22 protein-coding genes and 1 pseudogene are annotated in these 26,017 nt (G+C 68.7%); 12 read left to right on the top strand and 11 right to left on the bottom strand.

Annotated features, from left to right (window positions below; translation table 11 throughout):
• The first annotated feature begins 381 nt into the window (after positions 1–381).
• On the top strand, positions 382–843 hold the full coding sequence (locus PV734_RS22945; RefSeq protein ID WP_319093050.1) for a hypothetical protein: 462 nt from the start codon (positions 382–384) through the stop codon (positions 841–843).
• A gap of 181 nt (positions 844–1,024) precedes the next feature.
• Here PV734_RS22945 and PV734_RS22950 read toward each other — a convergent pair whose 3' ends face one another.
• On the bottom strand, positions 1,025–2,470 hold the full coding sequence (locus PV734_RS22950) for a pyridoxal phosphate-dependent decarboxylase family protein (RefSeq protein WP_319291375.1): 1,446 nt from the start codon (positions 2,468–2,470) through the stop codon (positions 1,025–1,027).
• A 353-nt stretch (positions 2,471–2,823) separates the two neighbouring features.
• Between PV734_RS22950 and PV734_RS22955 the strand changes: the two genes are divergently transcribed.
• Complete coding sequence (locus PV734_RS22955; protein WP_319092817.1) at positions 2,824–3,423, top strand: TetR/AcrR family transcriptional regulator; 600 nt, start codon at positions 2,824–2,826, stop codon at positions 3,421–3,423.
• A gap of 27 nt (positions 3,424–3,450) precedes the next feature.
• On the opposite strand, the gene PV734_RS22960 is transcribed toward PV734_RS22955, so the two are convergent.
• The gene (locus PV734_RS22960; RefSeq protein ID WP_319092816.1) at positions 3,451–3,675 is read right to left on the bottom strand and encodes a hypothetical protein; all 225 of its coding nucleotides are present in this window, start codon (positions 3,673–3,675) and stop codon (positions 3,451–3,453) included.
• Positions 3,676–3,947: 272 nt separating this feature from the next.
• Between PV734_RS22960 and PV734_RS22965 the strand changes: the two genes are divergently transcribed.
• On the top strand, positions 3,948–4,454 hold the full coding sequence (locus tag PV734_RS22965) for a hypothetical protein (protein WP_319092815.1): 507 nt from the start codon (positions 3,948–3,950) through the stop codon (positions 4,452–4,454).
• Here the strand turns inward: PV734_RS22965 and PV734_RS22970 are convergent.
• From PV734_RS22970 to PV734_RS22980, 3 genes and pseudogenes are all read right to left on the bottom strand, one after another.
• On the bottom strand, positions 4,445–4,693 hold the full coding sequence (locus tag PV734_RS22970) for a DUF397 domain-containing protein (RefSeq protein WP_319092814.1): 249 nt from the start codon (positions 4,691–4,693) through the stop codon (positions 4,445–4,447). The genes PV734_RS22965 and PV734_RS22970 overlap by 10 nt on opposite strands.
• Positions 4,690–5,526, bottom strand: a complete 837-nt coding sequence (locus tag PV734_RS22975) for a helix-turn-helix transcriptional regulator (protein WP_319291378.1) — start codon at positions 5,524–5,526, stop codon at positions 4,690–4,692. Before PV734_RS22975 ends, PV734_RS22970 begins: the two co-directional genes overlap by 4 nt.
• A 166-nt stretch (positions 5,527–5,692) precedes the next feature.
• Positions 5,693–7,324, bottom strand: a pseudogene (locus PV734_RS22980) (IS200/IS605 family accessory protein TnpB-related protein).
• A gap of 234 nt (positions 7,325–7,558) precedes the next feature.
• Here PV734_RS22980 and PV734_RS22985 point away from each other — a divergent pair.
• The 5 genes from PV734_RS22985 to PV734_RS23005 all read left to right on the top strand — a co-directional run bounded on the left by PV734_RS22985 (position 7,559) and on the right by PV734_RS23005 (position 9,824).
• Positions 7,559–7,957, top strand: a complete 399-nt coding sequence (locus PV734_RS22985; protein WP_319291887.1) for a hypothetical protein — start codon at positions 7,559–7,561, stop codon at positions 7,955–7,957.
• Positions 7,958–8,113: 156 nt separating this feature from the next.
• Complete coding sequence (locus tag PV734_RS22990) at positions 8,114–8,470, top strand: hypothetical protein (RefSeq protein ID WP_319092813.1); 357 nt, start codon at positions 8,114–8,116, stop codon at positions 8,468–8,470.
• A 75-nt stretch (positions 8,471–8,545) separates the two neighbouring features.
• Entirely contained in the window at positions 8,546–9,004 is a 459-nt protein-coding gene (locus tag PV734_RS22995) for a hypothetical protein (protein WP_319291381.1), read from the top strand.
• 113 nt (positions 9,005–9,117) lie between these two features.
• Complete coding sequence (locus PV734_RS23000; RefSeq protein WP_234372480.1) at positions 9,118–9,384, top strand: hypothetical protein; 267 nt, start codon at positions 9,118–9,120, stop codon at positions 9,382–9,384.
• Positions 9,381–9,824, top strand: coding sequence for a hypothetical protein (locus tag PV734_RS23005; protein ID WP_319291385.1), 444 nt, complete (start codon positions 9,381–9,383; stop codon positions 9,822–9,824). Before PV734_RS23000 ends, PV734_RS23005 begins: the two co-directional genes overlap by 4 nt.
• 65 nt (positions 9,825–9,889) lie before the next feature.
• On the opposite strand, the gene PV734_RS23010 is transcribed toward PV734_RS23005, so the two are convergent.
• Both PV734_RS23010 and PV734_RS23015 read right to left on the bottom strand, forming a co-directional pair.
• Entirely contained in the window at positions 9,890–10,723 is an 834-nt protein-coding gene (locus tag PV734_RS23010) for a GH12 family glycosyl hydrolase domain-containing protein (protein WP_319092809.1), read from the bottom strand.
• 34 nt (positions 10,724–10,757) lie between these two features.
• The gene (locus tag PV734_RS23015; RefSeq protein ID WP_319092808.1) at positions 10,758–11,543 is read right to left on the bottom strand and encodes a pectate lyase; all 786 of its coding nucleotides are present in this window, start codon (positions 11,541–11,543) and stop codon (positions 10,758–10,760) included.
• Positions 11,544–11,755: 212 nt separating this feature from the next.
• Here PV734_RS23015 and PV734_RS23020 point away from each other — a divergent pair, with 212 nt between their 5' ends.
• Complete coding sequence (locus tag PV734_RS23020) at positions 11,756–12,046, top strand: hypothetical protein (RefSeq protein ID WP_319092807.1); 291 nt, start codon at positions 11,756–11,758, stop codon at positions 12,044–12,046.
• A 24-nt stretch (positions 12,047–12,070) separates the two neighbouring features.
• Here the strand turns inward: PV734_RS23020 and PV734_RS23025 are convergent, their stop codons facing one another.
• From PV734_RS23025 to PV734_RS23040, 4 genes are all read right to left on the bottom strand, one after another.
• On the bottom strand, positions 12,071–12,721 hold the full coding sequence (locus PV734_RS23025) for a hypothetical protein (protein ID WP_006373454.1): 651 nt from the start codon (positions 12,719–12,721) through the stop codon (positions 12,071–12,073).
• A 182-nt stretch (positions 12,722–12,903) separates the two neighbouring features.
• Positions 12,904–15,339, bottom strand: a complete 2,436-nt coding sequence (locus tag PV734_RS23030) for a glycosyltransferase (protein WP_319092806.1) — start codon at positions 15,337–15,339, stop codon at positions 12,904–12,906.
• Entirely contained in the window at positions 15,339–16,241 is a 903-nt protein-coding gene (locus PV734_RS23035; protein ID WP_319291388.1) for a GntR family transcriptional regulator, read from the bottom strand. The genes PV734_RS23030 and PV734_RS23035 overlap by 1 nt, the downstream gene beginning before the upstream one ends.
• Before the next feature lie 221 nt (positions 16,242–16,462).
• Positions 16,463–17,818 (bottom strand): aspartate aminotransferase family protein, encoded by a 1,356-nt coding sequence (locus tag PV734_RS23040; RefSeq protein ID WP_319291390.1) that lies wholly within the window; start codon positions 17,816–17,818, stop codon positions 16,463–16,465.
• 278 nt (positions 17,819–18,096) lie between these two features.
• Between PV734_RS23040 and PV734_RS23045 the strand changes: the two genes are divergently transcribed.
• From PV734_RS23045 to PV734_RS23055, 3 genes are all read left to right on the top strand, one after another.
• Positions 18,097–19,899: a serine/threonine-protein kinase gene (locus PV734_RS23045; protein WP_319291393.1), complete on the top strand. Its 1,803-nt coding sequence runs from the start codon at positions 18,097–18,099 to the stop codon at positions 19,897–19,899.
• A gap of 506 nt (positions 19,900–20,405) precedes the next feature.
• Positions 20,406–25,298 carry a ricin-type beta-trefoil lectin domain protein gene (locus tag PV734_RS23050; RefSeq protein ID WP_319291396.1) on the top strand — a complete coding sequence of 1,631 codons (4,893 nt, stop codon included), beginning with the start codon at positions 20,406–20,408 and terminating at the stop codon, positions 25,296–25,298.
• Positions 25,299–25,309: 11 nt separating this feature from the next.
• Positions 25,310–25,987: a hypothetical protein gene (locus PV734_RS23055; protein ID WP_319291399.1), complete on the top strand. Its 678-nt coding sequence runs from the start codon at positions 25,310–25,312 to the stop codon at positions 25,985–25,987.
• The last annotated feature ends 30 nt before the right edge of the window (positions 25,988–26,017 follow it).

Consider the following 26,017-nt stretch of genomic DNA (forward strand, 5'->3'; position numbering starts at 1 on the left):
ACACCACCCCCCAGGTCATTCGTTCGACAGGGGGGAACAGTCATGCCGGACCCGGAGGCCAGCGGCCCTCTTGCAGGACCGCGAAGAAGATAACGGGGGTGGGGCTTTCGGTCGGATGTGGTGTGGTGCGGGGTGAGGCCGGAGTGTCGGGTGGGGCGGCAGTGCATCCGGGAGGCATCGCCACGGGCGGTTCGGTGCTCGGCTGGTCGATGTCAACTGCCCATGAGATCAGGGAAGTTGACCGATACGGAATCATACGAACGGATACCCGAGTGAACCGTCTGGCCGCCGAGCTGGGCGCCCTGGTCTCCTGAACGCGGTCAAGTCATGACCCGCATGGGCGGGCAGGCCACAGGGGAAGGTGTAGACCAAGTGAACCCGATGAAACGCTTGGGTGCGGCACTCGCCGCGAGCATCCTGATGGTGGGCGCACTGCTGGGCATGACGAGCACGTCCGCCGCGGCGCAGGGCAGGGGACTGGCGGAAGTGAACAGCACCGTCGCTTCGGTGATGGGTGCGGACGTCGCGGCCAAGGGCCGTCAGATCAACGCGACGACCATGGACTACAACGGTTTCACCGCGACCAAGGCTGTGCGCGGCGCGCAGCTGACGTGTTCCTACCAGTACCTGTGCATGGAAGTACGGGGCACGGTGTTCAACTACTACACCTGCGGCCTGTGGACTGTCTCCAACTGGTACGGCACCGGCCCCTGGATCAACAACCAGACGTCTGGGACGGTTGCCCGGTTCTACGGGCAGAGCGGCAACCAGCTGTGGACCTCGACCGCGTACAGCTCCGGAACCGCGGACTGGGGTCCGGTGTGGTCGCTGCGTCCCTGCTGACCCGGATCGGATAGTCGAACCATGGCACAGGGCTCGCACCCTGACAGGGTGCGAGCCTTCCGGCTCTTGCGGGCGGCGCCGTGAGATCCACCCGCCGCCCGGGACGCATCGACGGCTGCCTCACCGATACCGGCCTGACCCTCAACCCCGGCACCCGAAGCCGATCCGGCAAGGTCAGTAGTCATCCACCGCTCTGGCGAGCGGCTTTGCGAAGCGAGTCCCACAGGGTGTCGATGTGGTCGGGCAGCGTCGTCGTCGCGCCGATGGCGACGCGAATCGCGAAGTGACCGTTGACCGATGTGTGCGTGAGGAAGGAACGCCCTTCGGTGTTGACCGCCTCCATTGCTGCCTTGGTAGCGGCGTCGTCGGGGCGCCCTTCCCGGTCGACGAGGTACAGGCATACGAGTGCCAGTGATGGTGGGGTGGCCAGGGCGAAGCCCGACTCGCTCTCAATCCGGTCGGCCAAGGAGTTGGCCATGGCGACGTGGCCGCGGATGCTTTCGCGCAGGCCTTCCAGTCCGGCGCCGTGCACCACCGACCAGATCTTCAACGCACGCATACGACGGCCCAACGGGACCTGCCAGTCGCGGTAGTCAGTGACTTCACCCGATTCGGTCGCGGCGTTACGCAGGTACTCCGGCGTGATGGACAGCGCTGTGGGCAGCGCTCGGGCATCCCTCACCCACATGAACGAGGCGTCGAAGGCGGTGTAGAACCACTTGTGTGCGTCGGTGCAGAACGAGTCGACAAGGTTCACGCCGTCCAGGAGCCAGCGGAACTCGGGACACAACGCCGCGACTCCTGCCCACGCGGCGTCGACGTGCACCCACGCCTCGTACGCACGCGCTGCCAGCGCGACGTCTCTCACGGGGTCGATGGCACCCGTGCCGGTTGTTCCCACGGTCGGACAGACCATGACCGGCCTCTTTCCTGTGGCCACGTCCTTGGCCAGCATGTCTGCCAGGGCATCCGCCGACATGGACAGCGTGCCCTGGGTAAAGGGGACGATCCGCAATGCTCGCGCACCTAGCCCGGCCACACGCACGGCCTTGGCCAGTGACGAGTGGGTCTCGGCAGTGACGTACACCGTCTCGGTGCCGTCCACGCCGTGTTCGCGCCAGTCCGGGTTGCTGCGCTGCAGCGCAGCCAGCAGGGCAGCCAACGACGCCGACGAAGCCGAATCCTGCAGCGAACCGCCTCCGCCGCCGGCGAAAGTGAACTCGCGACCAAGCCCCAGGGCATCCGCCAGGCCGTCGAGCAGGACCTGCTCGATCTCCGTCCCCGCCGGCGATGTCGACCAGAGCATTCCCTGCGCTCCGATCCCGCCCGATGCGATGTCACCGAGGAGCGACAGCAGGGACGCGTTCGCTGGGAAGTAGCCGAAGAAGCCCGGGTGCTGCCAGTGCAGCGACGAGGGGACGACCACGTCATTGAGCAAGGCGATGAGATCATCGCCCAGCGCCTGGGACGGCTGCTCAGGCAGTTCACGAGGAAGCCGCGCCTTCACGGAGCCCGGTGAGACCTTCGGCCGCACGTGCAGGGAAGGGAGCGAGGTGCGGTATTGGGCGACCCAGTCGACCAACTGGTGGCCCTGGCGGCGGAATTCATCTGGCTCAAGATCAGGCATGCTCTGTCCTAGGAGGTGGTGTTGGTCATGACGAGGGCTGAGCGCCTACCTGAGCGCTGGGGGCGATCAGGTGCCCGGGGCGAGCCGGCCGCTACCGGATTCAGAGGGCCTCGATGCCGCGTACCGACTGGTGCCGCACCAGAGCCTGTCGTCTACAGTTGTAGATTAATAGCTCCAATGTAATCCCTCATGGGGTCGCTGGGAAGAGGGCGCCATGGGGACACCTCTCACGGCCACCGGGAACGGGTTGGGTCTGCGGGTCACGCGACCCCTCGGACTCCTCCGCCGTGAGGCCCGTGAGTGCGACCACAGTCCTCAGCATTCAGGCGTCTACCCGTTGGTAAGGTGTCACCATGCCCAAGATCGTGGACCACGACGCGCGGCGTGAAGAGATCATCGAAGCCGTATGGCGCCTTGTCGCGCGGCGAGGATTCGCGGCGTTGAACATGCGGGATCTCGCCGCCGAAGCTGGATTCACCAACGGTGCGCTCGCACGATACTTTCCCACCAAAGCAGCCATTCTGCGGGCCGCGCTGGAGCGCGCCAATGCAGCCACCGAGCAGCGGGCCGCCCGCACCATCGCCGGCGCCGACGGCCTGAACGCGTTCCGCAAGTTCTGCGTCGAGATCATGCCCCTGGATGACGAGCGTCTCAATGAGGCCCGCGTGGTCATCGGCTTCTGGAACTACGCGGTAGCCGATCAGGAACTGATCGGCGTCTACGACCAGGCGATATCGCGCTGGCGCGATCAGATGCTCTCGTATCTGAACACTGCGGCTGAAGCGGGAGAGATCAACCCATCCTGCGATCTCGATGCGTTCTTGGACCTTGCGATGGCCACGCTGATGGGACTCCAGATCAACGCGATCTTCGCGGCTCGCCTGACCACACCCTCCCGCCAGTTGCGGATACTCGACGGACTCATCGCGGGGTTGCAGACCGGCACCTCATGATTTGAGCACGCGGGCGCAGACGACCTCTTAGTCGCGCTGAGCGGCGAACAGTTCCAGATGTGCGCAGTTGGGGCAACGGAAGGCGTCGATCTGCCAGCGAGGCCGCCCCATCCTCTTGGCACCGCCCAGCGGGCCTCGCTCAAGGGCGCCTTCGATCCACCGGGCGAACCCGCGAGCGCGTTGCCCGGAGTCCTCGACGAAGCCCGGCTGCAGCCCCACGGCACCACACTGGGTGCACCGTATGTTGTTCATCGGCTACCTCCGAGGCAGTCCCGGCGCTCAGGCCGGGGAGAAATCGAATTCCTCGGAGCAGGCTAAGTGGCCGGACAGCGGGGCGGGCAAAGGGGTTGCCACGGCCGTCAGCGGGTCGGTAAAGACCCGGGCAAAGGACGCTCACATCAAGATCGCCGGGAGAGGAGAGAGTTCGTTACGGCCGAGGAATGATCACGTCACGGCGACGATCTACGGGCCAGCCATTCTCACGTCCAGTCATCAGTTCTCCCCCCAGAGCGAAAGACAGGACAATGACGCCTACGCCCCCCAAGCACTCACGTCGAGCAAGGATCGCGGCCCGCATCGGCATGGTGCTGACCGCCATGACGCTCGCGCTCGGCATCACCGCCGGAACAGCCCTGGCGGACACGCTGAAGTACAGCGGCGACTTCAGCTGGCGCGCGACGCAGGTGAAGCGGCTGGCCAACTGCGCCTCCACCCATTGGTACAACGGCACTCAGCAGGCCGCGGGCTCGACGGGCGACGCCTCGACCGGCAGCAAGCTCACCGCCTGCGACGGCGCGGGATCCGACTCGTACTGGGACGGCGTGCATCTCCTCGCTGCCGACACCCTGACCATAGACGGCCGTAAGGTCGGTTACCGCTCCGACCAGAGCTGCCCGCCCAAGCGCGGCTTCCAGTTCATCAAGTGCTGGTACGTGGGCGGCAAGGCCAAGGGCAACCCCGTCATCAACGTCTCCATCATCGCGACCGGCCTCGGCGGCCAGGACGTGGCCGTGGACTGGTACTACCTGTAGAAGAGGAACGCGGCCCAGGCCTCACCGGCGACGGTGAGGTTTGGGCCGCCGGGGTTTTTGGAGTCGCGGATGTGTATCGCGGCGGTGGGGGTGTGGGGGCAGGGGGCGATCTCCACGCAGTTGCCGCCGCCGTCGCTGTACGTCGACTTGCGCCAGGCGTAGGCGACTTCGACGCAGTTACCGCCGCCGTCGTCGCTGTAGCTGGACTTGAACCATCGCAGTGCACCGGCGTCGCTCATGGTTCCTCTCCTGCCAACCGTTCGATGAGGCTGAGTGAGTCGTCAGGGCTCAGAGCCGGTGATCGGATCTTCGCATAGCGGTGCGCGAGTTGGGCCACCTCGGGGGGTTCGCTGACCAGGATGCTCTGGTCCTCGATCTCCATGTAGACGACGTGGTCGTGGTCCTCGGTGACGAGGAGTTTCATGGAACCGCGGGCACCGGCGTGCGATCCGCGCAACCCGCGGTCCAGCGGCAGTACTTGCAGACAGACATTCTCCCTCTGGGCGTCCGCGGCGAGCGAGAGCAGTTGCCCGCGCATGACGTCCCAGTCGCCGAACGGCCGTCGCAGCACGGTCTCTTCGAGGATCAGCTCGATCAGCGGTGCGGGCTCGCGCTCGAAGAGCGCCCGGCGGGCGAGCCGCGCCTCGACGAGTTCCTCGCGCTTCTGGTCGGAGACTGCCGGAAAGCCGCCTCGGATGAGCGCATGAGCGTACGCCTCGGTCTGGAAGATCCCGTCGATGACGAAGGTCTCGTACGAGGAGATGGTGACCGCGCCGCGCTCCAGCCCCGCAAACCCCCGAAACCGGGCCGGGTACTTCTCCAGCAGCATCCACTTCCGCGCCTTCTCAAAGACCCCCAGCCCACCCCCCAACACCTCCTCCAGCTTGACGAGCATCTTGTCGCTGGCGGGCTGCGCGCACGTCTCCATCGCGCTGATCGCCGATGCCGTGTAGCCGATGAGATTGCCCAACTCCTCCTGGGTGTATCCCTGTTGCTCGCGCAGGGCCTTTGCCAGGGCGGCGACCATACGTGCCGTGCCGCCCGCTTCCAACTTGTTGTCCGAACTCGCCATCCGGTCACTCCCGAACTCAACCGAACTCAACTGGTCACCACCGGCCCACGCCGAATTCCGACAGCTACGCACCATCGACACAGAGTTATGGAGAAAGCTAGACCCAGCTGCTCAAACTGTCTCCATGAATACGGAAAGTGACGAGGTAAACCTCGACGAACCGTTTCTAGGGGCTGAGCGGGAGTGAGTCCTGTTGCCAGGTCTCATGCTCGGCCGAACGCCCCGGACGGTGTTGGGCGTTCTGGTTGCCCGCGTTCGCTCCGCGTCCGGCGCCGACGGATCGTGTCCGTGGTCCGGGAATGCGAGGGCGGGGTTCCTCACGCCCAGGAACACGTCGATCGGCCTGGACGGTCCGATGCCCCACCACATCACTCCGGTGTGGTGGGGGCGGTGCCGTCCGTCGCCGGATCGGGTGTTGCTGGGCGCGCCTTCCGATCGCCACGGCGGCAGCATCATGGCGAGTGGTCTTACGGGTTGTGGTGGTGAGGGGTTTCTGCCAGTGCTGGGCACCCCAGCGGCTGGTGTAGGCCGGGTCGACGGCGATGACCGCGATACCCGTCTGGTCGGCCATCGACGCCAGTCGGGCGCGGAGCCTGCCGGTGGGCATGCCGGAGATCAGCTGCCTAAAGCGCTTCCTGCGGCCGTGTTTCTCCCGCGTCTTCTCCGCCGTGAAGTCCAGGTCCTCAACCGCGATCGCCTTCACCCCGCAGGTTCTGGCCCAGTGCAGGAGGCGGGTGAGGGCGTGGCGGACCTGGGCGTCGCGGTGCTTGGCGGTACCGGTGAGGTCGTAGGGGAAGCGGCGTGGGCTGCCGGTGGGGTTGCCGTGGGTGTCGAGGTGCCAGGCGGCGAGGTGGTCGGCGTTCATGTCGACGCCGATCACCCCGTGGGCGAGCGCCGTCTCGATCGGGACGGTCTGTGCGACCGGAATCTGCCAGGCCGCTGTCAGATACCAGCGGTCCCGGCCGGCATCCAGGTGGATGCGGTAGGCGACCGCCCGATTAGCTTCGACGCGGTCCGCCCACTCGCCGCCCCGGTGCGCGAACCGCACCGTGCAGGCCAGGACGTACCGGCCGTGCGGCGCGTTCGCCAGATACGCCAGCGGGGCGGGGAGCCTGATGCTCACCTCACCGTCCGGGCTGATCCGGATCGTCTCGTTGCCGTACCGCTTGCCGGACTCCCCGTCCGCCTGGCAGAACCAGCGTTCCGCCTCCCACCGCCCCCGCCACACCGACTCCGTCAGCCCGGCCGCCTCCAGATGCTGCCGAGTACGCGCCAGCCGCTTGCCGCCCCGCACCACGTGCACGAGACCGGCCTCACGATCCGCCCGCGCGACCGCCAGCCGGTCCTCAAGCACCCGCAGGCGCCGCGACTTGGCATGCCACTCCCGCCGAGACCGGTAACCCCCGGGCTTGCCCTTGGTCCCCTTCTGCCCGAGCGGCTGGGACAGACGGTCCTCGACGGTGCGGATGCCCGCTTCCAGATGGTGGATGTGCGCCGACTGGCCACGCCGGGCCAGCGCCCACTGATCATGCGTGGCCTTGGTGATCGATCCCGCCCACCGCGACGACGACAACGGTGTCAGCTCCCGCTTACGCACCGCCCACGTTTCGGCGGAGTGCTCCAGCGCGTCCCGGCAACGCGCCCTGAGATCCCTCGACGCCAGCGACCCCAGATGCCCGCCCACCAGACGCAACACCATCTCATCATCCGGCATCAGGTCCTTGAGGCGGGTACGGACGGCCACACCGGACGGGCCGGACGCGACGAACGGCGCAGCGACAGTCCGCAGCTCACCCACCCCTGTCACCCCATCCCCTGCCCCACCCGAAAACCTGTCGCCATGAGAAACGAGCGTCACCCATGAAGGTCACGCATTCGACAGGAGAACACCAGTTCCCGCCAGGAACGACCCCACGGCCGCGACGCACGACACAACACGGCCCAGCAACACTCACTCCCGCTCACCAGAACGCACTTGAGCGAACTCCAGCGTCAGCAGTTCCAACCCCCACTCGCCCCTGAGGTCGCTCAGATCCCCGATCTCCCCGACCTCCCGGACTGGATCCCATCCACCGGCATCCAACTCCGCAAGGCCGGCGTCCAGTTCGACGCGGTGCGGGTGGACGGTGACGAGGGCAGAGCGGCGGCGGACCGGCTGGCGAGGATGACCGGCGGGGCGCCGGGGCCGGTCGTGGAGGGGGCGAACGGGAATCGGGCCGTCTACTTCCTCGTGCCCGTCGGGGCGACTTCGCATCGGGTCTGGCCGCCCGGCGTCACCCGTCTCGCGTCCGGTCCGGGCCGCATCGCCTTCATCCCCGTACCGGCGCTCAACGGCCAGACCTGGCCGCTGACTTGGCGTTATCGGCCGACGGGGCGAGATCACTTCGTACACGCGTTGCTTTTGAAGGCCGCACTTCACCCCGAAGAGTGAAGAACGCGAACTTCCGCCCGGGAAAAGCCTGTTCAGCTTGCTTTCGTCGCTCTGTGTGCCCTTAGAGTCACGGCAACAGATTGCCCCCGCGGTGTTACCAGCACCCGGGGGCTTGTCACCGGAGCGCCAGCTCCAAGCACAAAACTGGAGCTCCCAGTGCGAATTCATCGTACGACGCCCACGCGCGCGTTTTCTGTCTTCTCGAACGCTCTTCTCCGCGACCGGAGTCTCTCCTGGTGCGCGGTAGGCGTACTGACGTACCTCCTGAGCCTCCCGAACGGCGCCCGCGCCACCATCCGAACCCTTGCCGAGCAGCGCAAGGAAGGGCGGGCCCGGATCGCCGCCGCCCTGCATGAGCTGGAGAAATCCCGGTATCTGCGGCGGGTGGTGCGCAAGGACGAGGAGTCCGGGCACTTCTCCACCGTGTACGAGGTATTCGACACTCCGTACGAGGACGAGCCGCCTGCGGGTGAATCCGAAGAAGTTCGGAATCGGGCCTCCGGTGAGTCGTGATCCGGGGCTTCGGGCGGCCTCCCTTCGGGAGAAAAGACCAGGGAAGAAGAACCTCCCTCCCCGCCGTCGGCCGACGTGCCGTCAGGCGACGTGCCGTCGGGCGAGGCCGCGCCCGAGGCGCCGCCCGGCGAACGCACCGCGCTCGCCGCGCGGTTGCTCGGCTCGCTCAGCCGTACCGAGCCCCGGCTCGCCTTCGGGGCCGCCGAGGCGTTGAGGCTGGCGCCGCTGGTCGAGGAGTGGTGGGCTGCGGGGGCGAGCAGCGCCCAGGTGCGCGCGGCCCTGACGCAGGGGCTGCCCTCGCCGCTGCACTCGCCCCGGGCCCTCGTCGAGAACCGGCTGCGCCGCAAGTGCCCGGCCGCGCCGGGCGCTCCAGTTGCCGCTGCCCCTGCCGGTGAGGCGGTCGGGTCAACGGCCGTACCTGTCACGACCGTTGAGATCCGCAAGCCAGGTGCCTCCGGCGGTTATCGCGAGGCCGCACGACGTGGTGGCGCACTGGCCCGCGCCCTGATGCAGGGGCGTCCCGCGCCCGTGTAGGCGCACAGACTCCTGGCGTGCGTTCGCGCGCCAGGTCCTTCAGGAGAAATGGAGTATCCATGACCGTCACACTCGAACGCCCAGAGACGGTATACCGTCGGTATACTGTGCTCATGGCTGACACCACGATCAAGGTCGACCCCGCCGTCCGGGACCGTCTTCAGGAGCTGGCGCGGGAGCGCGGGATCAGCATGCGGGACCTCGTGGCGGGGCTGGCAGGGGCCACTCCCACCAAGGAAGAACTGCGCAAGCGGTACGAGGAGACCAGGGCGTATGTCGAGGAGCACTTCCTCGGCAGGCCCTACACCGAAGAGGACGAGAAGGCCGGCGAGAAGCTGTGGGCCGACCTTGAGTCCGGGCGCATCGGGGAGGTCCAGTGAGCGAGGAGAAGTCCTACCCGCTGCCGCGTGCCGTCATTTTCGACGACACCGCCGCGCTCGCGCTCGGCGCGGGCAACAGCATGGCCTCGCGGCTGGTCGTCGAGGCCGAGAAGGACCCGGCGCTGAAGGTCTATGTCCCGGCTCTCAGCCTGGCCGCCGCCGAGTTCGAACGGGCGGGGGTCGCCGAGCATGTGGGCGCGCTGCCGTCAGTCACCATCGAAGGGCTCGACTTCGCGGCGGCGACCGCCGTGGGCAAGCGCCTGCGCGTCGCGGGCGGCCCCGACGTCGAAGGCGACAAGGGGGAGGTGGACTGGAGCGGGGCGCATGTGCTGCACCTCGCCCTGCCCACCGTGGAGTGGCCTCGCGGCCGGCCCGTGCTGACCCGGGTGCCCACCCGCTACCGGGGCACAGGCATCCGTACGATCCGCGTCGTCGAGTAGAACCGCAGCCCCAGGGCCCGCACCCCCAACGGGACGCGGGCCCTGGGCCGGTGGCGGAGTGGGTGTCAGCCCACGGTCACCGAGTACGACGACGTGCTCAACTTGCCCTTGCCGCTGAAGACTTCAGTGCCTGCCTCAACGCTGCTCAGGTAGTTGGTGTTGGCCATGAGCTTGCGCTGGACCAGCGCGTTCGTCAGGGCCGTCAGGTCGGTCGTCTGCGAGTTGGTGTTGGTCTTGCGGACGAACGAGAAGACGTTCCAACTGCTGTTCGTGTTGACGATCTTGCCGACGTAGAGGTCCCAGGCGACGCCGCCCACGGTCAGCGTCTCGCGCTTCGTGCCGAGGGGGCCCGCGCCGTTCTGGCGGTTGAGCCAGACCATCATTTCGTCGTGCGGCTGGTCCTGCCAGTCCGGGTTGGACTTCTGGTGGAACCAGAGGTCGTACGAGACGTTCATGACCGTCGGCGTCGTCTGGGTGATGTTGAAGTTCCAGGAAGACGTCACCTTGCGGCCGCTGTTGAGCCGGACCGGGAGCTTGGTGGTGGTGTCCTTCCAGCCCCAGTGCCAGCCCAGTACGGCGCTGGCGTACGCCTTGACGCCGTGCGGGTCGCCGCCCTTCCAGTCGAAGGACGTCTCCCAGTTGATCTTGCCGCTCTTGTACGAGTTGAGCCAGGTGCACTCCTGGCCCGTCGCGCCCTTCGCACCCCAGACGTTGTTGTTGAGGTAGTACGGCGAGACCTTCACCGTGTTGAAGGCGGTGCAGATGTCCGACGGCCTGGCGGCGGCGCTGGAGTGGGCGTCGGCCGCGGCGCCCGGGGCGAGCAGCAGCGGGGCTGCGACGGCGGCGCTCGCCAGGCCGACGAGCAGCGGCAGGCGGTACAGACGTTTGATGGTGACCACGATGTCTCTTCCTTACCGTTGACCGGTCTGCCGGTTACTTGTAGGTGATGTCGGACGTGCGGTAGACGCAGTTCCTGCCGTCCGGTCCTGATCCCGTCTTCGCGGGCTCGCCGGAGGTCACTCCGCGGAACTTCTGGCAGACCACGATCTTGCGGGCCGCGTCGCCGACGATGGTGACGCGCGTCAGCTTGGCCGTGTCGCCGTACGGTGTGGCGTTGATGCCGACGACATCGAGGCCGGGAGCCTTCACCGTGACGTTGTCGAGGACCACGTGACGCTGGAACTGGGTCTTGCAGTTGCCGCACGAGCGGTAGAGCTTGCCGAAGTTCTCGACCTCGAAGTTCTTGATGACGAACGTGCCGGGGCCGTTGTGCTGGAAGACCTTGTCGGCGGCCTTGCGGGCACCTCCGCCGTCGATCGTCATCGTCTGGTTGGCGCGCGTGCCCTTGAAGGTGCCCGCGTCCTCGCCGACGTCCTCCCACCACACGTTCTTGATGGTGCAGGTGCCCCGGCAGTGGATGCCGTCGGCGGCCGGGGTGCCGATGATCACGTTGGAGATCGTGGCGCCGTCGGCGAGTTCCAGGATGGGCGGCTGGTTCTCGGCCTGGTCACCGCCGCCGAGGGCGCCGCTGCCGACGAGGCGGGTGAAGTCGAAGTCCCTGGTGCCGGCGGGGACCTTGATGGTCGCCGTCACCTTCTGGACGCGCTTCGCGGTCGGCCAGCTCGCGGCGGCGGCGGGGGAGGGCCCGGCGGTGAGGGTCAGGGCCACCGCGAGGGTGAGCCCTGCGCCGAGGAGGGTGCGGATGCGGTTCGCGTTCATGACGTCGTCACCGGCCCCGCCGCCGAGACGGTCCGGGGCACCAGGATGCGTATGTGCTGGTTCATGCACGCATCGTGTTCGTATGGTCACCGAGTGCGCATTTCGAGTGGGCCGAATGTGCGCACGCCAAGCGGACATACCGGGCATATCCTGAGGTGGCGCGAGCGCGTATCCGGCGTGCGGCGCGCGTCGATCAGGAGAAGGTGAGTGCCATGCGCGTTCTGTTCAAGGCGCAGTTCGACACGGACAAGGGCAACGAGGGCATACACAGTGGCGAGATGCCGAAGATGCTGAAGGAGACCCTGGACCACCTCAAGCCGGAGGCGGCGTACTTCGGCCCCGAGGACGGGTGCCGGACCTGCTGGCTGTTCATCGATCTGGAGGACTCCTCCCAGATCCCGGCCATCGCGGAACCGTTCTTCAGCCAGCTGGGCGCCAGGGTCTCGTTCACTCCCGTCATGAACACCGACGATCTGCAGAAGGGGCTCGCGCAGATCCGCTGAGCACCCCGCCGTCGCTGTCGCCGCTCAGCTGAAGACGATCATCGACCCCTGGGCCAGACTCCGTGTCGCCGCCGCGTTCAGGCCCAGCCACACATGCCGTTCCCGGGCGAACGGGCTCGAGTCGAACGGGGGAGGTGCCGCCGGCTCCTCCAGCGACGTGGGTGTCAGCGGCGGGGCCGGGGCCACCGGGGGGTTCGCCGGGTCGATGCCGATCGAGGGGGCCACGAACTCCAGCTCCCTCAGCAGACTCTGGGACGAGCCCAACGGGCCGCCTCCGGCGAGGAGTTCATCGCTGGAGAGCGGGTGCGGGAAGTCCACCGGGACGTACGCGCCCGCGTGGTCGTAGTGCCAGACCAGGTGCGACTGCTGGGCGGTCGCCTCGAACATCTCCAGCAACTGCTCGTAGTCACCGCCCAGTTCGCCCACCGGCGTCACCGGCAGACCGCACACCTGGAGGAGGTAGGCGCGGCGCAGGAAGTGCAGCGCGTCGTAGTCGAAGCCCGCGATCGGGGCCACGTCGCCGGACAGCCCGGGCATGTACGCGTACACCGGCACCGGTGGCAGTCCTGCCTCGCCCAGCACCTTGTCGTAGAGGGCGAGTTCCTCGGCGAAGGGATTGTCGGGGGTGTGACACAGCACGTCGACGAGTGGGACCAGCCACAGGTCACAGGCCAAAGGAGAACTCCTCGCATCGTCGCAGGCGGTGGTCAGGCACCGCGGGCAGAGCAGTCAGGGAAGCGTAATGGGTCATGGGTGGGTCGGACCCCTGTGTGATGGGCCAGACACCGGCAGGAACAGGTCACGTAGGGCGGGGCGGGTAGGTCGGGTAGGGCGGGTCAAGCCAGGCGGGACGGGACTCACGTCCCGTCGTGCAGGTCCCATACCCACACCCCGCCCGTCCACTTACCCGGCTTTCCCGTCAACTGCTTCAGCGTCTCGCGCAGCAACCCGTCGTTGCCCTGCGGAGCCAGCACCAGCACGCCCGCCTTCCAGTACGCGAAGTCCTCCTTGGCCTGCGCACGCCAGTTGGGGCCGATCGTCGGCGCGACGCCCGTGTAGCGCACGTCCCGCAGCATGTTGGAGGTGAAGCGGGGCGAGGCGCCGTAGATGCCGACGCGCTCGGCGCCGTAGGGCCCGTTGAAGTACCCGCCCGGCAACTTGAAGCCGAGGCCGGCCGTCGTCTGCCAGTGCAGCGCCTCGGCGTTGCCGGGATCGGGCAACGGCACCGGGACGAGCGACTCGCCCTTGCCGACGTACGACTTCCATGTGCCGTCCGCGATGAACGCGGGCACGTCCGCGCGCTCCACCGTCTTCAGCGGGGCCGGGACGATCGGCAGCACGGCGAGGAGGACGGCCATGGTGCCGAAGTACTGCGTGGGCAGCCGGCGCGTGGCCGCCAGCCGTTCCACCGCGAGGGCCAGGAGCATGCCCAGCGCGGGCGCGCAGATCATCGCGACCCGGCCCTCGATCACCGACTCGAACAGCGGCTTCTTCGCCAGCAGCGCCCAGGGACCCGGCAGCACGGTGTCGCTCAGCGGGACACGGAACTCGGGGCCCAGGGACAGGAAGGCCGCGGCGACAGCCGTGAAGGCGAGCGCCTTCACCGCCGTGCGCTCCCACAGCCGTACGACGATCGCGAAGGCCAGCAGGACCAGCGGCCAGCCGTAGAACGCGTTCTGCTCGGTGGGGTTGAGGGAGAGGGCGTTGGCCCGGTCCGCGTCGCCCGCCACGAGGGAGCGCTCGGCGAAGGAGAGCAGCGCGAGCGGGCTGTTGCCGGCGTTGTCGCCGTGCAGGACGCTCTTGTAGCTCTGCGGCCCGGCGAACTGCCAGTAGAGGGGGAAGGCGACGATCGGGAGACAGACCGCGCCCCCGATCAGCAGGCCGCGCAGCAGCGGACGCCAGGCGGCCTTCGCCAGGTCCCGGCGCAGGACCGCGTAGGCGAGGGCGAACAACACCATACCCATCGCCGCCAGCAGCAGCGGTTCCTCGCCGAGGAAGATCTGGTACGCCGCCATCAGGCCCAGGATCACGCCGTTGCGGGTGACCCGCTCGCCCTCGCACAGGCGCAGGGCGCGGTCGATGATCAGCGGCATCATGAAGAGGATGACGAAGTTCGGGTGCGCGTTGGCGTGGCTGACCATCGGGGGCGCGAAGGTCGCCAGGGTCGCGCCGGCGAAGGCCGCTCCCCGCTGCCGTACGACCCTTTTCATGATCAGCCAGTACCAGGCGGTCGCTGTCGCGGCGAGGCCCAGTGTCATCACCAGGGCGAGGGAGACCGCGGGGCCGGCCAGCAGCGTGATCGGGGTGAAGGGGACCGAGAGGCCGAGCATGACCGTGTTGGCCATGAGGTTCACACCGTCGGGGAAGCCCTGGAGGTCGGTGAAGAGGGGGTTGGTGAAGTGGCTGACGTTGTCGGCCGTGACCGCGAAGAACCACTCCCACTGGTTCTGGTCCTGGAGGGAGTCGGGGAGGTAGCGGTGGGCCGGGTCGAGCCAGCGGCCCGCGTACAGGGCGACCGCCATGAGGAGGAAGAGGGTGACCGCGAGGAGGTCGGCCGGGCGCAGGGCCCGCGCCTTGAGGGCGGTCAGTTCGGCGAGGACCCGGGCGTAGTCCAGCGGGCGTACCTTCGAGCCGGACTGGTGGGCCCAGCGGACCGGTATCTCGGCGACCGGCCAGTCCGCGCGGCGGAAGTGCTGGAGGACCTCGACGTCGATGCCCCAGCCGTTGAGCCGGGACGCGGCGAACGCCGTACGGGCACGGTCGCCGTCGAACAGCTTGAAGCCGCACTGGGTGTCCCGTATGCCGGGGACGGCGACCCTGCGTATCAGGAGGTTGCCGGCTCTGCCGAGGAGTTCCCGTACCCGGTGCTGGTGGTGCTCGATGGTCGCGCCGGGGACGGAACGGGAGCCGATGGCCGCCGCGTGCCCCTCGGTGAGCGCCTCGTCCAGGACCGTCAGCTCCTCTATCGGAGCCGCCAGATCGGCGTCGGTCACCAGGACGCGGGCCCCGCGCGAGGCGGCGACGCCGAGGCGCAGGGCGTGGCCCTTGCCCCGGTTGCGGGGGCTGGTGACGAGCTGGACGCGGGGGTCGGCGAGGGCGGTGACGAGATCACGGGTGCCGTCGGTGGAACCGTCGTCGACGACCACCACCTCCCAGGAGCCCCAGCGGGCCTCGTTCTCCTGGAGGTGGCCGGTGATCGCGGCGAGGGTGGGGCCGAGCCGCTCCTCCTCGTTGTAGGCGGGGACGACGACGGTCAGGTCGAGGGTGCCGGTGGTACGGGTGGGAGCGCTCATCAGAGGGTGCCTCCGCCGTTGCCCGCAGGTGCCGTGACGCCGTCGTCCGTCTCCGTCCCTGCCCCTGTCCCCGTCCCCGTCTCCTTCTCCTTCTCCTTGTCCTCGCCTCCGTCGGAGGGGAGGACAGCGAGGCCCTCGATCAGGGCGAGGGAGTGCAGGTCGTAGTCGTCGACCATCCGGTGCGCCTCGGCGAGGTCACGGAGGGTCAGGGCGTCGATGACCTCGGTGTACCTGGACCACAGGTGACCGCGGAGGTCGCTCAGTCGGCGCAGGTGCTGCACCGCGCACACCCAGGACTGGACGCGCAGCCGGTGCAGGAAGTCGGTGAGGTACTGGTTGCCGAACAGGGCGCCGAGCTCGCGCCAGAAGCGCAGGTCGTAGCCGATGAGGATGTTCAGGTCCCCGGCGGCGGCGGCGCGCCGCGCCTCCTCCCCCCGGCGGCGGACACCCGCGAGGGCGGCGGCGGCACGGGGGTCGCCGACCCGGACGAAGAAGCCGCGCGGACCCGGGCTGTCAACGGCGAAGCCACTCACCCGGCCGTCCGTCGAACGACCCGCCGCACCGGTCGCCAGGCCCTTCGCCAGACCCTTGGCGAGGCCGTGGAACATGCCGTCGGTGACCAGACCGCGGGCCTCGATCATGCCCCGGAAGTCGGCGAGCGAGTACTCGTGCACGCGGAAGCCGCGGTGCTGGTCCGCCTCCAGCAGGCCCTGGGCCGACAGATCGACGAGGGCCTCGCGGACGGGCGTCGCGGAGACGCCGTACTGCTCGGCGATCTCCTTGACCGTGAACTCCTGACCCGGCTGGAGACGGCCGGCCAGCACCTCGTCGCGGAGTGCGTCCGCGATCTGCTGCCGCAGGGTGCTGCGGGTCACGGCACCGTTGCCGCTGCTGGCGGGCATGGTCGGGGCCCTCCCCCTTCACGCGTTCGAATGGCTACTCGCATATGTCTACGAGCACGTCACCTTACGCGTTCGGTTTCCCGACGGACTTTCCCGTGCGCTTACCCACATGCCGACGTACGAGGGCGCCCGTTCACCCCGTTTCACCCCCGTACGTTCCCCTCCGGCCCCACTCCTTGCTTGTTCACGTTCCTACTTGTTCATGTTCCGCGTGCTCCGCCCTACGCGGTGTACTCGTCGGCGACCGACAGCGCGGCGTCCAGTGCCGCGAGCCCCTCCTTGGCCTCGGCCTCGGTCACGTTGCAGGGCGGCACGACATGGGTGCGGTTCATGTTGACGAACGGCCACAGTCCGTTCGCCTTCGCGGCGGCGCCGAACGCGGCCATGGGCGCGTTGGCCTCCCCGGCGGCGTTGTACGGGACCAGCGGCTCCCGGGTCTCCTTGTTCCGTACGAGGTCCAGGGCCCAGAAGACACCGGTGCCGCGTACCTCGCCGACGCTCGGGTGCCGTGCGGCCAGCTCCCGGAGGCCCGGGCCGAGGATGTTCTCGCCGGTGCGGGCGGCCTGCCCGACGATGTCCTCGTCCGCCATGACCGTGAGCGTGGCGACGGCGGCGGCGCAGGCGAGGGGGTGCCCGGAGTAGGTGAGCCCGCCGGGGTAGGGGCGAGTGGCGAACGTCTCGGCGACGGCACCGGAGATCGCCACACCGCCGAGGGGCACATAGCCGCTGTTGACGCCCTTGGCGAAGGTCATCAGGTCGGGTACGACGTCGAACAGGTCGGCGGCGAACCACTCACCGGTCCGCCCGAACCCGGCCATGACCTCGTCCAGGACGAAGACGATCCCGTACTGGTCGCAGAGCGCGCGCACCCCGGCGAGATAGCCGGGCGGCGGGATCATGATGCCGGCGGTGCCGGGGATGGTCTCCAGGATGATCGCCGCGATGGTGGCGGACCCCTCGAAGACGATGGTGTCCTCAAGGTGCTGGAGCGCCCGCGCGCACTCCTGCTCCTCGGTCTCCGCGTAGAACTTCGAGCGGTAGAGATAGGGGGCCCAGAAGTGGACGACACCGGCGGTGCCGTTGTCGGAGGGCCAGCGGCGGGGGTCGCCGGTGAGGTTCACGGCCTGCTGGGTGCCGCCGTGGTAGGAGCGGTAGGCGGACAGCACCTTGGGCCGCCCGGTGTGCAGCCGGGCCATGCGGATGGCGTGCTCGACGGCGTCGGCGCCACCGTTGGTGAAGAAGATCTTGTCGAGATCGCCCGGGGTCCGCTGGGCGATCAGCCGGGCCGCCTCGGACCGCGCCTCGACGGCGAAGGCGGGCGCGAACGTCGTCATCCGCCCGGCCTGCTCCTGAATGGCCGCGACGACCTTCGGGTGCTGGTAGCCGATGTTCGTGAAGACCAGCCCACTGGTGAAGTCCAGGTACCGCCTGCCGTCGTAGTCCCAGAAGTACGCCCCTTCGGCACCGGCGACGGCGAGCGGGTCGATGAGCTCCTGCGCGGACCAGGAGTGGAACACGTGCGCACGGTCGGCGGCCTTGACGGCCGCGCCGGACTGGGGGCTGGGCTGAGGGGTCATGCGGGGAGCGTAGGTGTCCGGGGTGAGGGCGCGGTATCGGCGACCTGTCTGGGGAATGGCGGCTGACGCGACAGGTTGTCGACCTGGCCCAAACCGCCGGCCACCGACGAAAACCCCGGCCACCGACGAAGCCGCGCACAAGCGCTTGCCGCACGATCACCGCTCCGCACTATCCTCGGCCTGTCGCGGCGGCATCCGCGCGGACGGGCTTACGGGGTGTACGGGTCGTCCGGGTTCTTGCAGGGCGGGTACGGGGCGTTACGGGGAGGAGGCGCGGCATGCGGAAGCTCGGGGACGGCGATCCGGTGCGGATCGGGGCGTACCGGCTGGTCGCGCGGCTCGGTGCGGGCGGGATGGGGCATGTGTATGTCGCGCGCTCCGAGCGGGGGCGCACGGTCGCCGTCAAGCTGGTCCGGCGCGAACTGGCCGAGCAGGACGAGTTCCGGGACAGGTTCCGGCAGGAGGTCGCCGCCGCGCGTCGCGTCGGAGGGCACTGGACGGCGCCCGTGCTCGACGCCGACACCGAGGCCGCCGTGCCGTGGGTCGCCACCGGGTACGTCGCCGGGCCGAGCCTGAAGCAGGTCGTCGGGCGGGACCACGGGCCACTGCCCGAGCGGTCGGTACGCGTTCTCGCCGCCGGGCTCGCGCACGCCCTCCGCGACATCCACGCCGCCGGGATCGTCCACCGCGACCTCAAGCCGTCCAACGTCCTGGTCACCATCGACGGGCCCCGCGTCATCGACTTCGGTATCGCCCGCGCCCTGGAGACCGTCGCCGACGGCGGCCTCACCCGCACCGGCGCGCTCGTCGGCTCACCGGGCTTCATGGCGCCGGAACAGGTGCGGGGCGACCGGGTCACGCCCGCGGCCGACGTCTTCTGCCTCGGCACCGTGCTCGCGTACGCCGCCACGGGCGCCCTGCCCTTCGGCGCGGTCGGCAGCGGTGCCCACGCGATGATGTTCCGCATAGCCCAGGAGGAACCCGACCTGACGGGTGTCCCGGAGGGCGTCGCCGACCTCGTCCGCGACTGCCTCCGCAAGAACCCGGCCGACCGCCCCACCCCGGAACAGATCCTGGAACGTACGGGGGTGCCGGCGGACCTCGTCGCAGACGGCCACGCGGGGGACACCTGGCTGCCGGCCGCGCTGGTCGCCCAACTCGGGCGGCACGCGGTGCGGTTGCTCGACGTGGAGACAGAGGTGGAGGAGAGGCCGGGGGCGGAGGCGGGGGGCGGCGTCGAGCGGAGCGAGGCTGCCGGGGAGAGGGAGGCCAGGGAGCGGGAAGCCAGTGGGCGGGGGGCCAAGGCGCGGGATTCCGATGAGCGGGAGGCCAGGGCGGGGGACATCGAGCCCGAGCACACGCCGCCCGACGAACCGCTCACCTTCCCCGCCCACCAGCGGCCCCACCCGCAGCCCTTCGCCACCGCCCCGGGCGCGAGCCAACGGCCCCCTGTCTGGCCCGGGGACCCGGCGCTCGAAGAGCCGGTCATGCCGGTCGCGTGGAGCAGGACGCCCAGCGAGGCGCCGCTGCCCTACGCGACAGGGCGTGCGCAGCCGGCCGGGCGGAGATCCCGGCTGTCGGTCGGGCTCGGCGTCGCCGCGCTGGTCGTCACCCTCGGGGCCGGCGCGTCCATCGCCGCCCTGCTGAACGGCGACGACGGCACCCCGCCCGTGTCCCCGACGCCCACACCGACGTCGTCCGGCCGGTCGTTGTCCCCGCCGAGCGGTGTCGTCCCGTCCGGCCTCCTCGGCACCTGGACCGCCTCGATCGACAACTCCACGGGCCACAACACCCGCCGACTGACCATCACCCAGGGCGAGTTGGGCGACAGAGTACTGACCCTGGTCGCCGACGGCCGCACGGAGACGGGCACCTACCACTGCGTCTTCGCCGCCGCCCTGACCGAACGCCCCACCGGCGACACCCTGCTGAACCTCGGCCCGTCCCAGGTCACCTCCGGCGAACCGGCCTCCTCCTGCACCCCGGGCGCCGCCTCGACCCTCACCCTGCGCAAGAACGGCACGCTGAGGCGAGTGACAGCGGGCGGGGGCGGTGAACTTACGTACGAGAAGGAGAGTTGAGCGGCGGCCGCAAGTGAGTGACTTTTGGTCAATTCATGGCCGAGATTGAACTCTGTACGCACGCTTTCTTTACCTCTCCCGCACATGTAACTCCCGCTCTGAGCACGGCGTTTGCTCGTGCTGTGCAGCGAATCGCAGAGCAAGTGATTTCCCGTTCCACGGTCCGGGCGCCGAAGACGAGTCTTGTCATGCCCTGTCCGCCTGTGGCTATGGTGAGCGCCGCGCCGACGGCAGGGGCCTTGACCACCCCTCCCATGTTGCGCTCACGTCATTCGGCGGCCGGGGGGACTGTGCCGCCACGGGGGATTGGTTCGTCATGCCGCGATGCCGGCTCGTTTTGAACGTCTGCCCGACCGCTGCTGTCTGCGGTCCCTCTTCCCGCGCTGGGGCGGCGGGCTGACCCACGCGCGGCTCACCGCCTCTTCGGGCGGCCACCGCTGCCTGTCCGCTCTCCGCTCAGTCGCCTCCCTGCCTGCTCTCACTCGCTTTCTGCGAAGGATTTGCTTTTGCGCTTCAGACCGGGGCTGTTCGAGCCCAGATCACGAACCTCTGCCACTTTCACCTCCGCTGTCACGTCCGTAGCCGCCCTGGCCGTCCTCGGCGGCCTGGCCGTCCAGCCCGGCCTGCTCGGTCGGGACGCCGCACAGCCTGTCGCCGCGACGGCCGACTCGTACGACGGCTTCGACTCCAAAGCAGCCGAGCAACTGCGCGACGACCAGTGCGTGGCTGCCTACGGCCTGCGCAAGGGCGGGCCCAACCTGTTCGCCCTCGCGCAGAACGCCGTCGGGCTGCCTGCCGATCAGCTCCATCAGAAGCTCAGCCGGGATCTCTCCGACGCGACCACCCCACTGCACCAGGCCTTCAGCGCGGACAGTGCCGGCGTCAAGCAGTGGGACGACAAGATGTTCGCCCAGGAGTTCGCGCTCACCAACGCCGTCAGCGGCTTGAGTTCTTACCCTGGCGAACCCGACGATGAGTTCGAGGTCTACGAGCGGACCGGGCTGCAGCAGTGGGTCTGGCAGTCGTACAGCAGCTCGATCGACCTGTTCTCCCCGTTTTACGATCCGTCGCCCACGGCCGACGACAAGACCAAGGCCGCCGCGCTCGCGATAGGCGACCCGCTGTACACCGCCGGGGGGACACCGGAGGAGCAGCAGGCGTGGAAGCTGTGGAAGAAGAACTCGGGGAAGATCGAACCCAATGTGCTGTTCGTTCCCCGGGTGTTCGCCGATGACGCCCGGATCTTCCTGGCCTCCGGTGGATTCCCCCGCACCGCCCCGGCCCCGGGCACCCCGGAATTCCGTATCGCGGTCGAGGATCTGAAGGCCCGCTTCGCGTCGTGTGCGTGGCACGCCCCGATCGACCCGAACCGGGTTCTCGGCAAGGAGGTGGCGCAGGCCTCCGCCGAGTGGCAGCAGGAGATCGCCGCGCAGGCCACGCAGCGGCAGCAGATCCTCACCGCCGGTCTCAGCGCCACGAACGCGTTGCGGGACGGCACGTTCGCGCTGGGCCAGGTTCTCGGCCAGTCATGGCTCGCTGACTATTCCACCCGCTGGCAGGACTACTGGTCCGCGGGCGGGCTGGGCTGGATCGGCGACAGCTATGTGACGATCGAGGTGCCGGGTGCGAAGGGCAACTGCCTGGATGTCCAGGGGAGTGGCAAGACCAACGGCACACCCGTCCAGATCTTCACCTGTAACGGCGGCGCGTCCCAGCAGTGGACGCTGGAGGGCAAGGAGGACGACCTCCACCTCCGTAATGTCGGCTCGCTGAAGTGTCTGGACGTGGCCGGAAACGCGTCGGCGAACGGCACGAAGATCCAGATATCGGACTGCTACAAGTCCGCGGGGCAGTCGTGGAAGGGCGACGTCCGTGCCACCTCGCCCTTGAAGAGCGTCACCACGGGCAAGTGCCTCGACCTGAGCGCGTTCACCAAGAGCACGGACGCACGACTGCTGGACTGCAAGAACGCCGACTCGCAGAAGTTTCTGATCAAGCCGTCCGGCCACAAGGGCACGGACAGCTCTCTGTACCCGGAGAAGGCCGAGTTCGACAAGGCGAAGAAGATCGTCACCGACGCCCAGGCGGCGGCGAAGAAACATCTGGCCACGATCAGAACCCAGTTGGAGAACGCGAAGAAGTCGGCCACCGCCTCCAACGCTGCCGAGCAGGCCGCGTACGGCATCGCGGACGGAGCCGGCGCGCCGCGAGGTCGTGGGCTCCTGGTCGGTCAGCAGAAGGCACAGGTCACCAAGGGGACGGTGGCTGCGCTGACGGCGACGGTGAAGGCCGGTGAGACCGCCGAGGCCGCGACCAGGGCAGCCGCGGCGGACAGCGCGACGATCACGCAGCGGGCTCTGGCGCAGGCCGCGCAGGTCAACGCGGAGTTCCGCAAGGAGGCCGCGCACGCGGCCGAGTTGCAGGCGAAGGCCGCGGCGGACGCTGCCAAGCTGCACCGTGACAACGCCAAGAAGGACAAGGAGACGGCGGAGGCGAAGCTGGCCGTCGCGCTGAAGGCGGAGGCTGACGCGAAGGCGGCTGCCGCCGACGCGCGCGCCAAGCGCCTCGCGGCCGAGGCCGAGGAGAAGACGGCCAGGGCGGAGAAGGACACCGCCACCGCCAAGCAGATCGAGGCCAACCAGCACAAGCGGACCGCGCAGGCCGAGGCCGCGAATGCCAAGGACGCCAAGGAGAAGGCCGAAGCCGCCGGTGCGACCGCCCTCGCGCGGAAGAACGACGCTGTGACGGCCCGCGACAAGGCCCGCGATCTGCGGGACGACGCCTGGGACGCCGAGCAGAAGGCGGACGCCTCCCGCGCGAAGGCGGACGCGAGGGAGGCGTTCGCCCAAGCCCACGAGTCCGACAGCAACGCGGGGGAGTCGAGAGCGGCAGCGGACGCGGCCTCCGCGCACGCGGACGACGCCGAGGCAGCCGCAGGCCGTTCCCGGGCAGCGGCGGACGCCGCCACCCAGGCGGCATCCGAGGCGGATGCCGCGGCCACCCGCGCCGAAGCGGCTGCCAAGCGCGCCCGCTCGAACGCGGACGCCGCCCAGGCAGCCAAGCTGAGGGCCGACGCCGCCGTAGCGACCGCGACCAGCGCGGTGGCCGACGCCATCACGGCGTCTCAGCACGCATCCTCCGAGGCCAAAACAGCCGTCGAACTGGCGGACGAGGCGGAGACGCTGGCCGAGACCGCCATGTCCCAGGCGGACGAGGCGAACAAGGAGGCCGCCAAGGCCCTTGCCACCTCGGCGAAGGCCGCGGGCTTCGCCCATGTCACCGCGCAGGCCGCGGCCGACGCGGGCAACGCCGCGTCCCAGGTCGCCAAGCCGGCCAACGACGCGATCGAGCTCGGCTCCCCCTACGTCACCACCGACTCGGCCGCGGGCCTGGTAGTGCTGGCCGGTCAGGGCGCGAAGTCGATCGCCGACCAGCAGCAGGCCGTCGCCGATGCCCACGCCAAGAACGCGCAGGCGGAAGCGGCAGCGGCCAAGAGCCTCGCCGACCAGGCTACGGGCGACACAAAGCTCGCGTACCAGTACGCGGCCAACGCCGCCGCCCACGCGGCGACCGCCCGCACCTACTCCAAGGAGGCGCTCGGCTACGCGGCCGACGCCGCCAAGGCCGCCTCACAGGCATCGGCGTCCCTGGCCCGCACCGTCGAGTACGACCGACAGGCCGCCGTCGACGCGACAGCCGCCGACCAGGCGGCCGGACGCGCCGAGGGCTACGCCAAGGACGCCCGCGCCGCCGCCGACCAGGCCGCCCTCGACGCGTCAGCGGCCCGCGACGCCGCAGCGGCGGCCGAGCAGTCGGCCAAGGACGCCCGAGCCGCCGCCGACCGCGCCGAGGCAGCCGCCACCGAAGCGGAACAGGCGGCGAAGGACGCGCTGAAGTACGCGCAGGAGGCGCAGAAAGCAGCGGAAGCAGCGGCCCGCAACGCCGCGAACCAGCAGGTCTCCACCGGTGCGGGCACCGGAGTCGGCGGCACGTGGTACGTCGTCGACGAGGACAGCATCGAGATCTCCGACGCCAAGCAGCACGACCCCTGTGATATCACGGTCGGCTTCGAAGGCTGCACCGTCACGTTCACGGTCACGTTCAGCGCGATGGTCGACTTCTTCCTCTGCACCGACCCCGCCAGTACGGCCAGCACCGAGGGTTGCGCATCGGCGGACACGTTGCTCATCGAGAGCAAGCGCATCCCAGGTCTGAAGAAGGACGTCACTCAGTACTTCTCCAAGCTGGCACTCATCCAGCAGACGCTCACCTACAAGATCATCAAGGCGGTCCTGGTCCAGGACTTCGTCGACTGCTACCACGGCAGCGCCAGCGGCTGCGCCTGGGCCCTGAGCAACTTCATCCCCGGCAAGGCGTTCACCAAGGTCTTCGAGGGGATCCGGGTTCTGGACGCCGCGATGAAGACGGGCGTGGGAGTCCGTGACGCGTTCAAGGCGCTCAAGACTCTCGACCTGGACCCCGGCACCATCTCCAAGATCAACAAATTCGTCACCGCCTACGAAGACCTGTACACCGCCTGCAAGGCGAACAGCTTCCCCGGCACCACCCAGGTACTGATGGCGGACGGCTCACGACGCCCCATCAGACAGGTGGTCGTGGGAGACCTCGTCATGGCCACGGATCCGGCTTCCGGCGAATCGCTGGCCAGGCGGGTCACCGACACCTTCAGGCATGACACCCAGCGGCTGGTGGACATCACCGTCGCCGGTGGGGGGAAGCTGGCCAGCACCGCCGGTCACAAGTTCTACGAGGTGGATCGCGGCTGGACACTGGTCTCCGACCTGCGCGTCGGGGACCGTCTGCGCACCCCGGACGGCTCCGTCCGGGCGGTGACCGCACTCCTCGACCGATCGGGCCTGGCGCCGCGCACGGTCTACGACCTCACGGTCGCGGACCTGCACACGTTCTTCGTGCTGGCAGGCGCCACTCCCGTTCTTGTCCACAACTGCAAGCTGGCACTGGGGTGGCAGAACGGCGGAAAGCTCGACGAGTGGGCCAAGCTGCCGGAGAACGAGTTCCTTACCTTTTCCCAGGTGTCCCCGAAAGACTTCGCCTCGATGGCGGAAATGGCCATCGCCGATCCGAACGTGATTCTGCACGTCAACATGACAGGGCTGGCCGGACAGGGAACCTTCATGGATGCTGCCCGGCGCGGCCTCCTGGCTGGCGAGCATGGGCATGCTACGGACTACGAGATGTCCATGATCGTGAGAGCTCTCGCCAACGGTCAACGTCCATGGAGTTCGATCAAGTTCTACTCCCCATCGGGTCCGGGCGGAGCCATGCGGCTGGATCCCCCGACATCCATGCCGGACCTCTCGGAGCTGGGAAAGCTTGACCGTGTGAAGGGTATGAGCATTGGTTACTGCCAGTGCTGAGGAGTCGAAGTATGGATCCCCATGGGACAGACCTGTACCCGGATGTGACCGCTGCGGGCGGCCTCGTACCGGCGACGAAACAGGCCGCAGGGCTGGGCAGCGGCGAAATCTGGCCGACGCCCTCAACCACGGACGGCATGACTGTCAAGACCGCAAGGGGTCACGTGTCGGTCGATCCCGCGGCCGAGGAACGACTGTTCCGCGTGAGCGTCCGTGTTCCTGGGTCCACCTGGGACGTTCCCGGGTTCTCCTGGGAGGTCGGTTCGACAGACGATCTCGGGTTGCTCGTGGAGGCGGTCGTCGCATGGCGCGAAGGTGTGCCGTTCGGCGAGTTGCAGGCAAGGTTCGATTTCCTGGAGCTTGACGAATACGCCAGGGCCATCGAAAGGGGAGAACCTACCTCTTCGCAGTGGTCTCTCCTTCTGTCGACCGAATTCCATCGGGGCCAGTGGAACCTTCTCCGTCGCCTTCATGAGGACGAGGTGCTGAGGCACATGTTCCCGACGGTCTCGCACCGTGCCGTCCGTCTGCGAGTGGATCTCTTCGACGGAGCGAGCCGTCAGGTCCTGGTCCACGAGCCGGACGAGGAGCGTTATGAGGTCTGTGCCGTGGAGCCCGGGTCCTCTTGGGACGAGGTGCCACCCGGTGATCTGATCGCCTACCTGCGCGCTGCCCTGACGGAGCAGTGACCTCGACAGATCGATGAAGTCGAAACCCCG

This window comes from Streptomyces sp. AK08-02 (assembly GCF_033795085.1).
Classification (GTDB): Bacteria; Actinomycetota; Actinomycetes; order Streptomycetales; family Streptomycetaceae; genus Streptomyces; species Streptomyces echiniscabiei.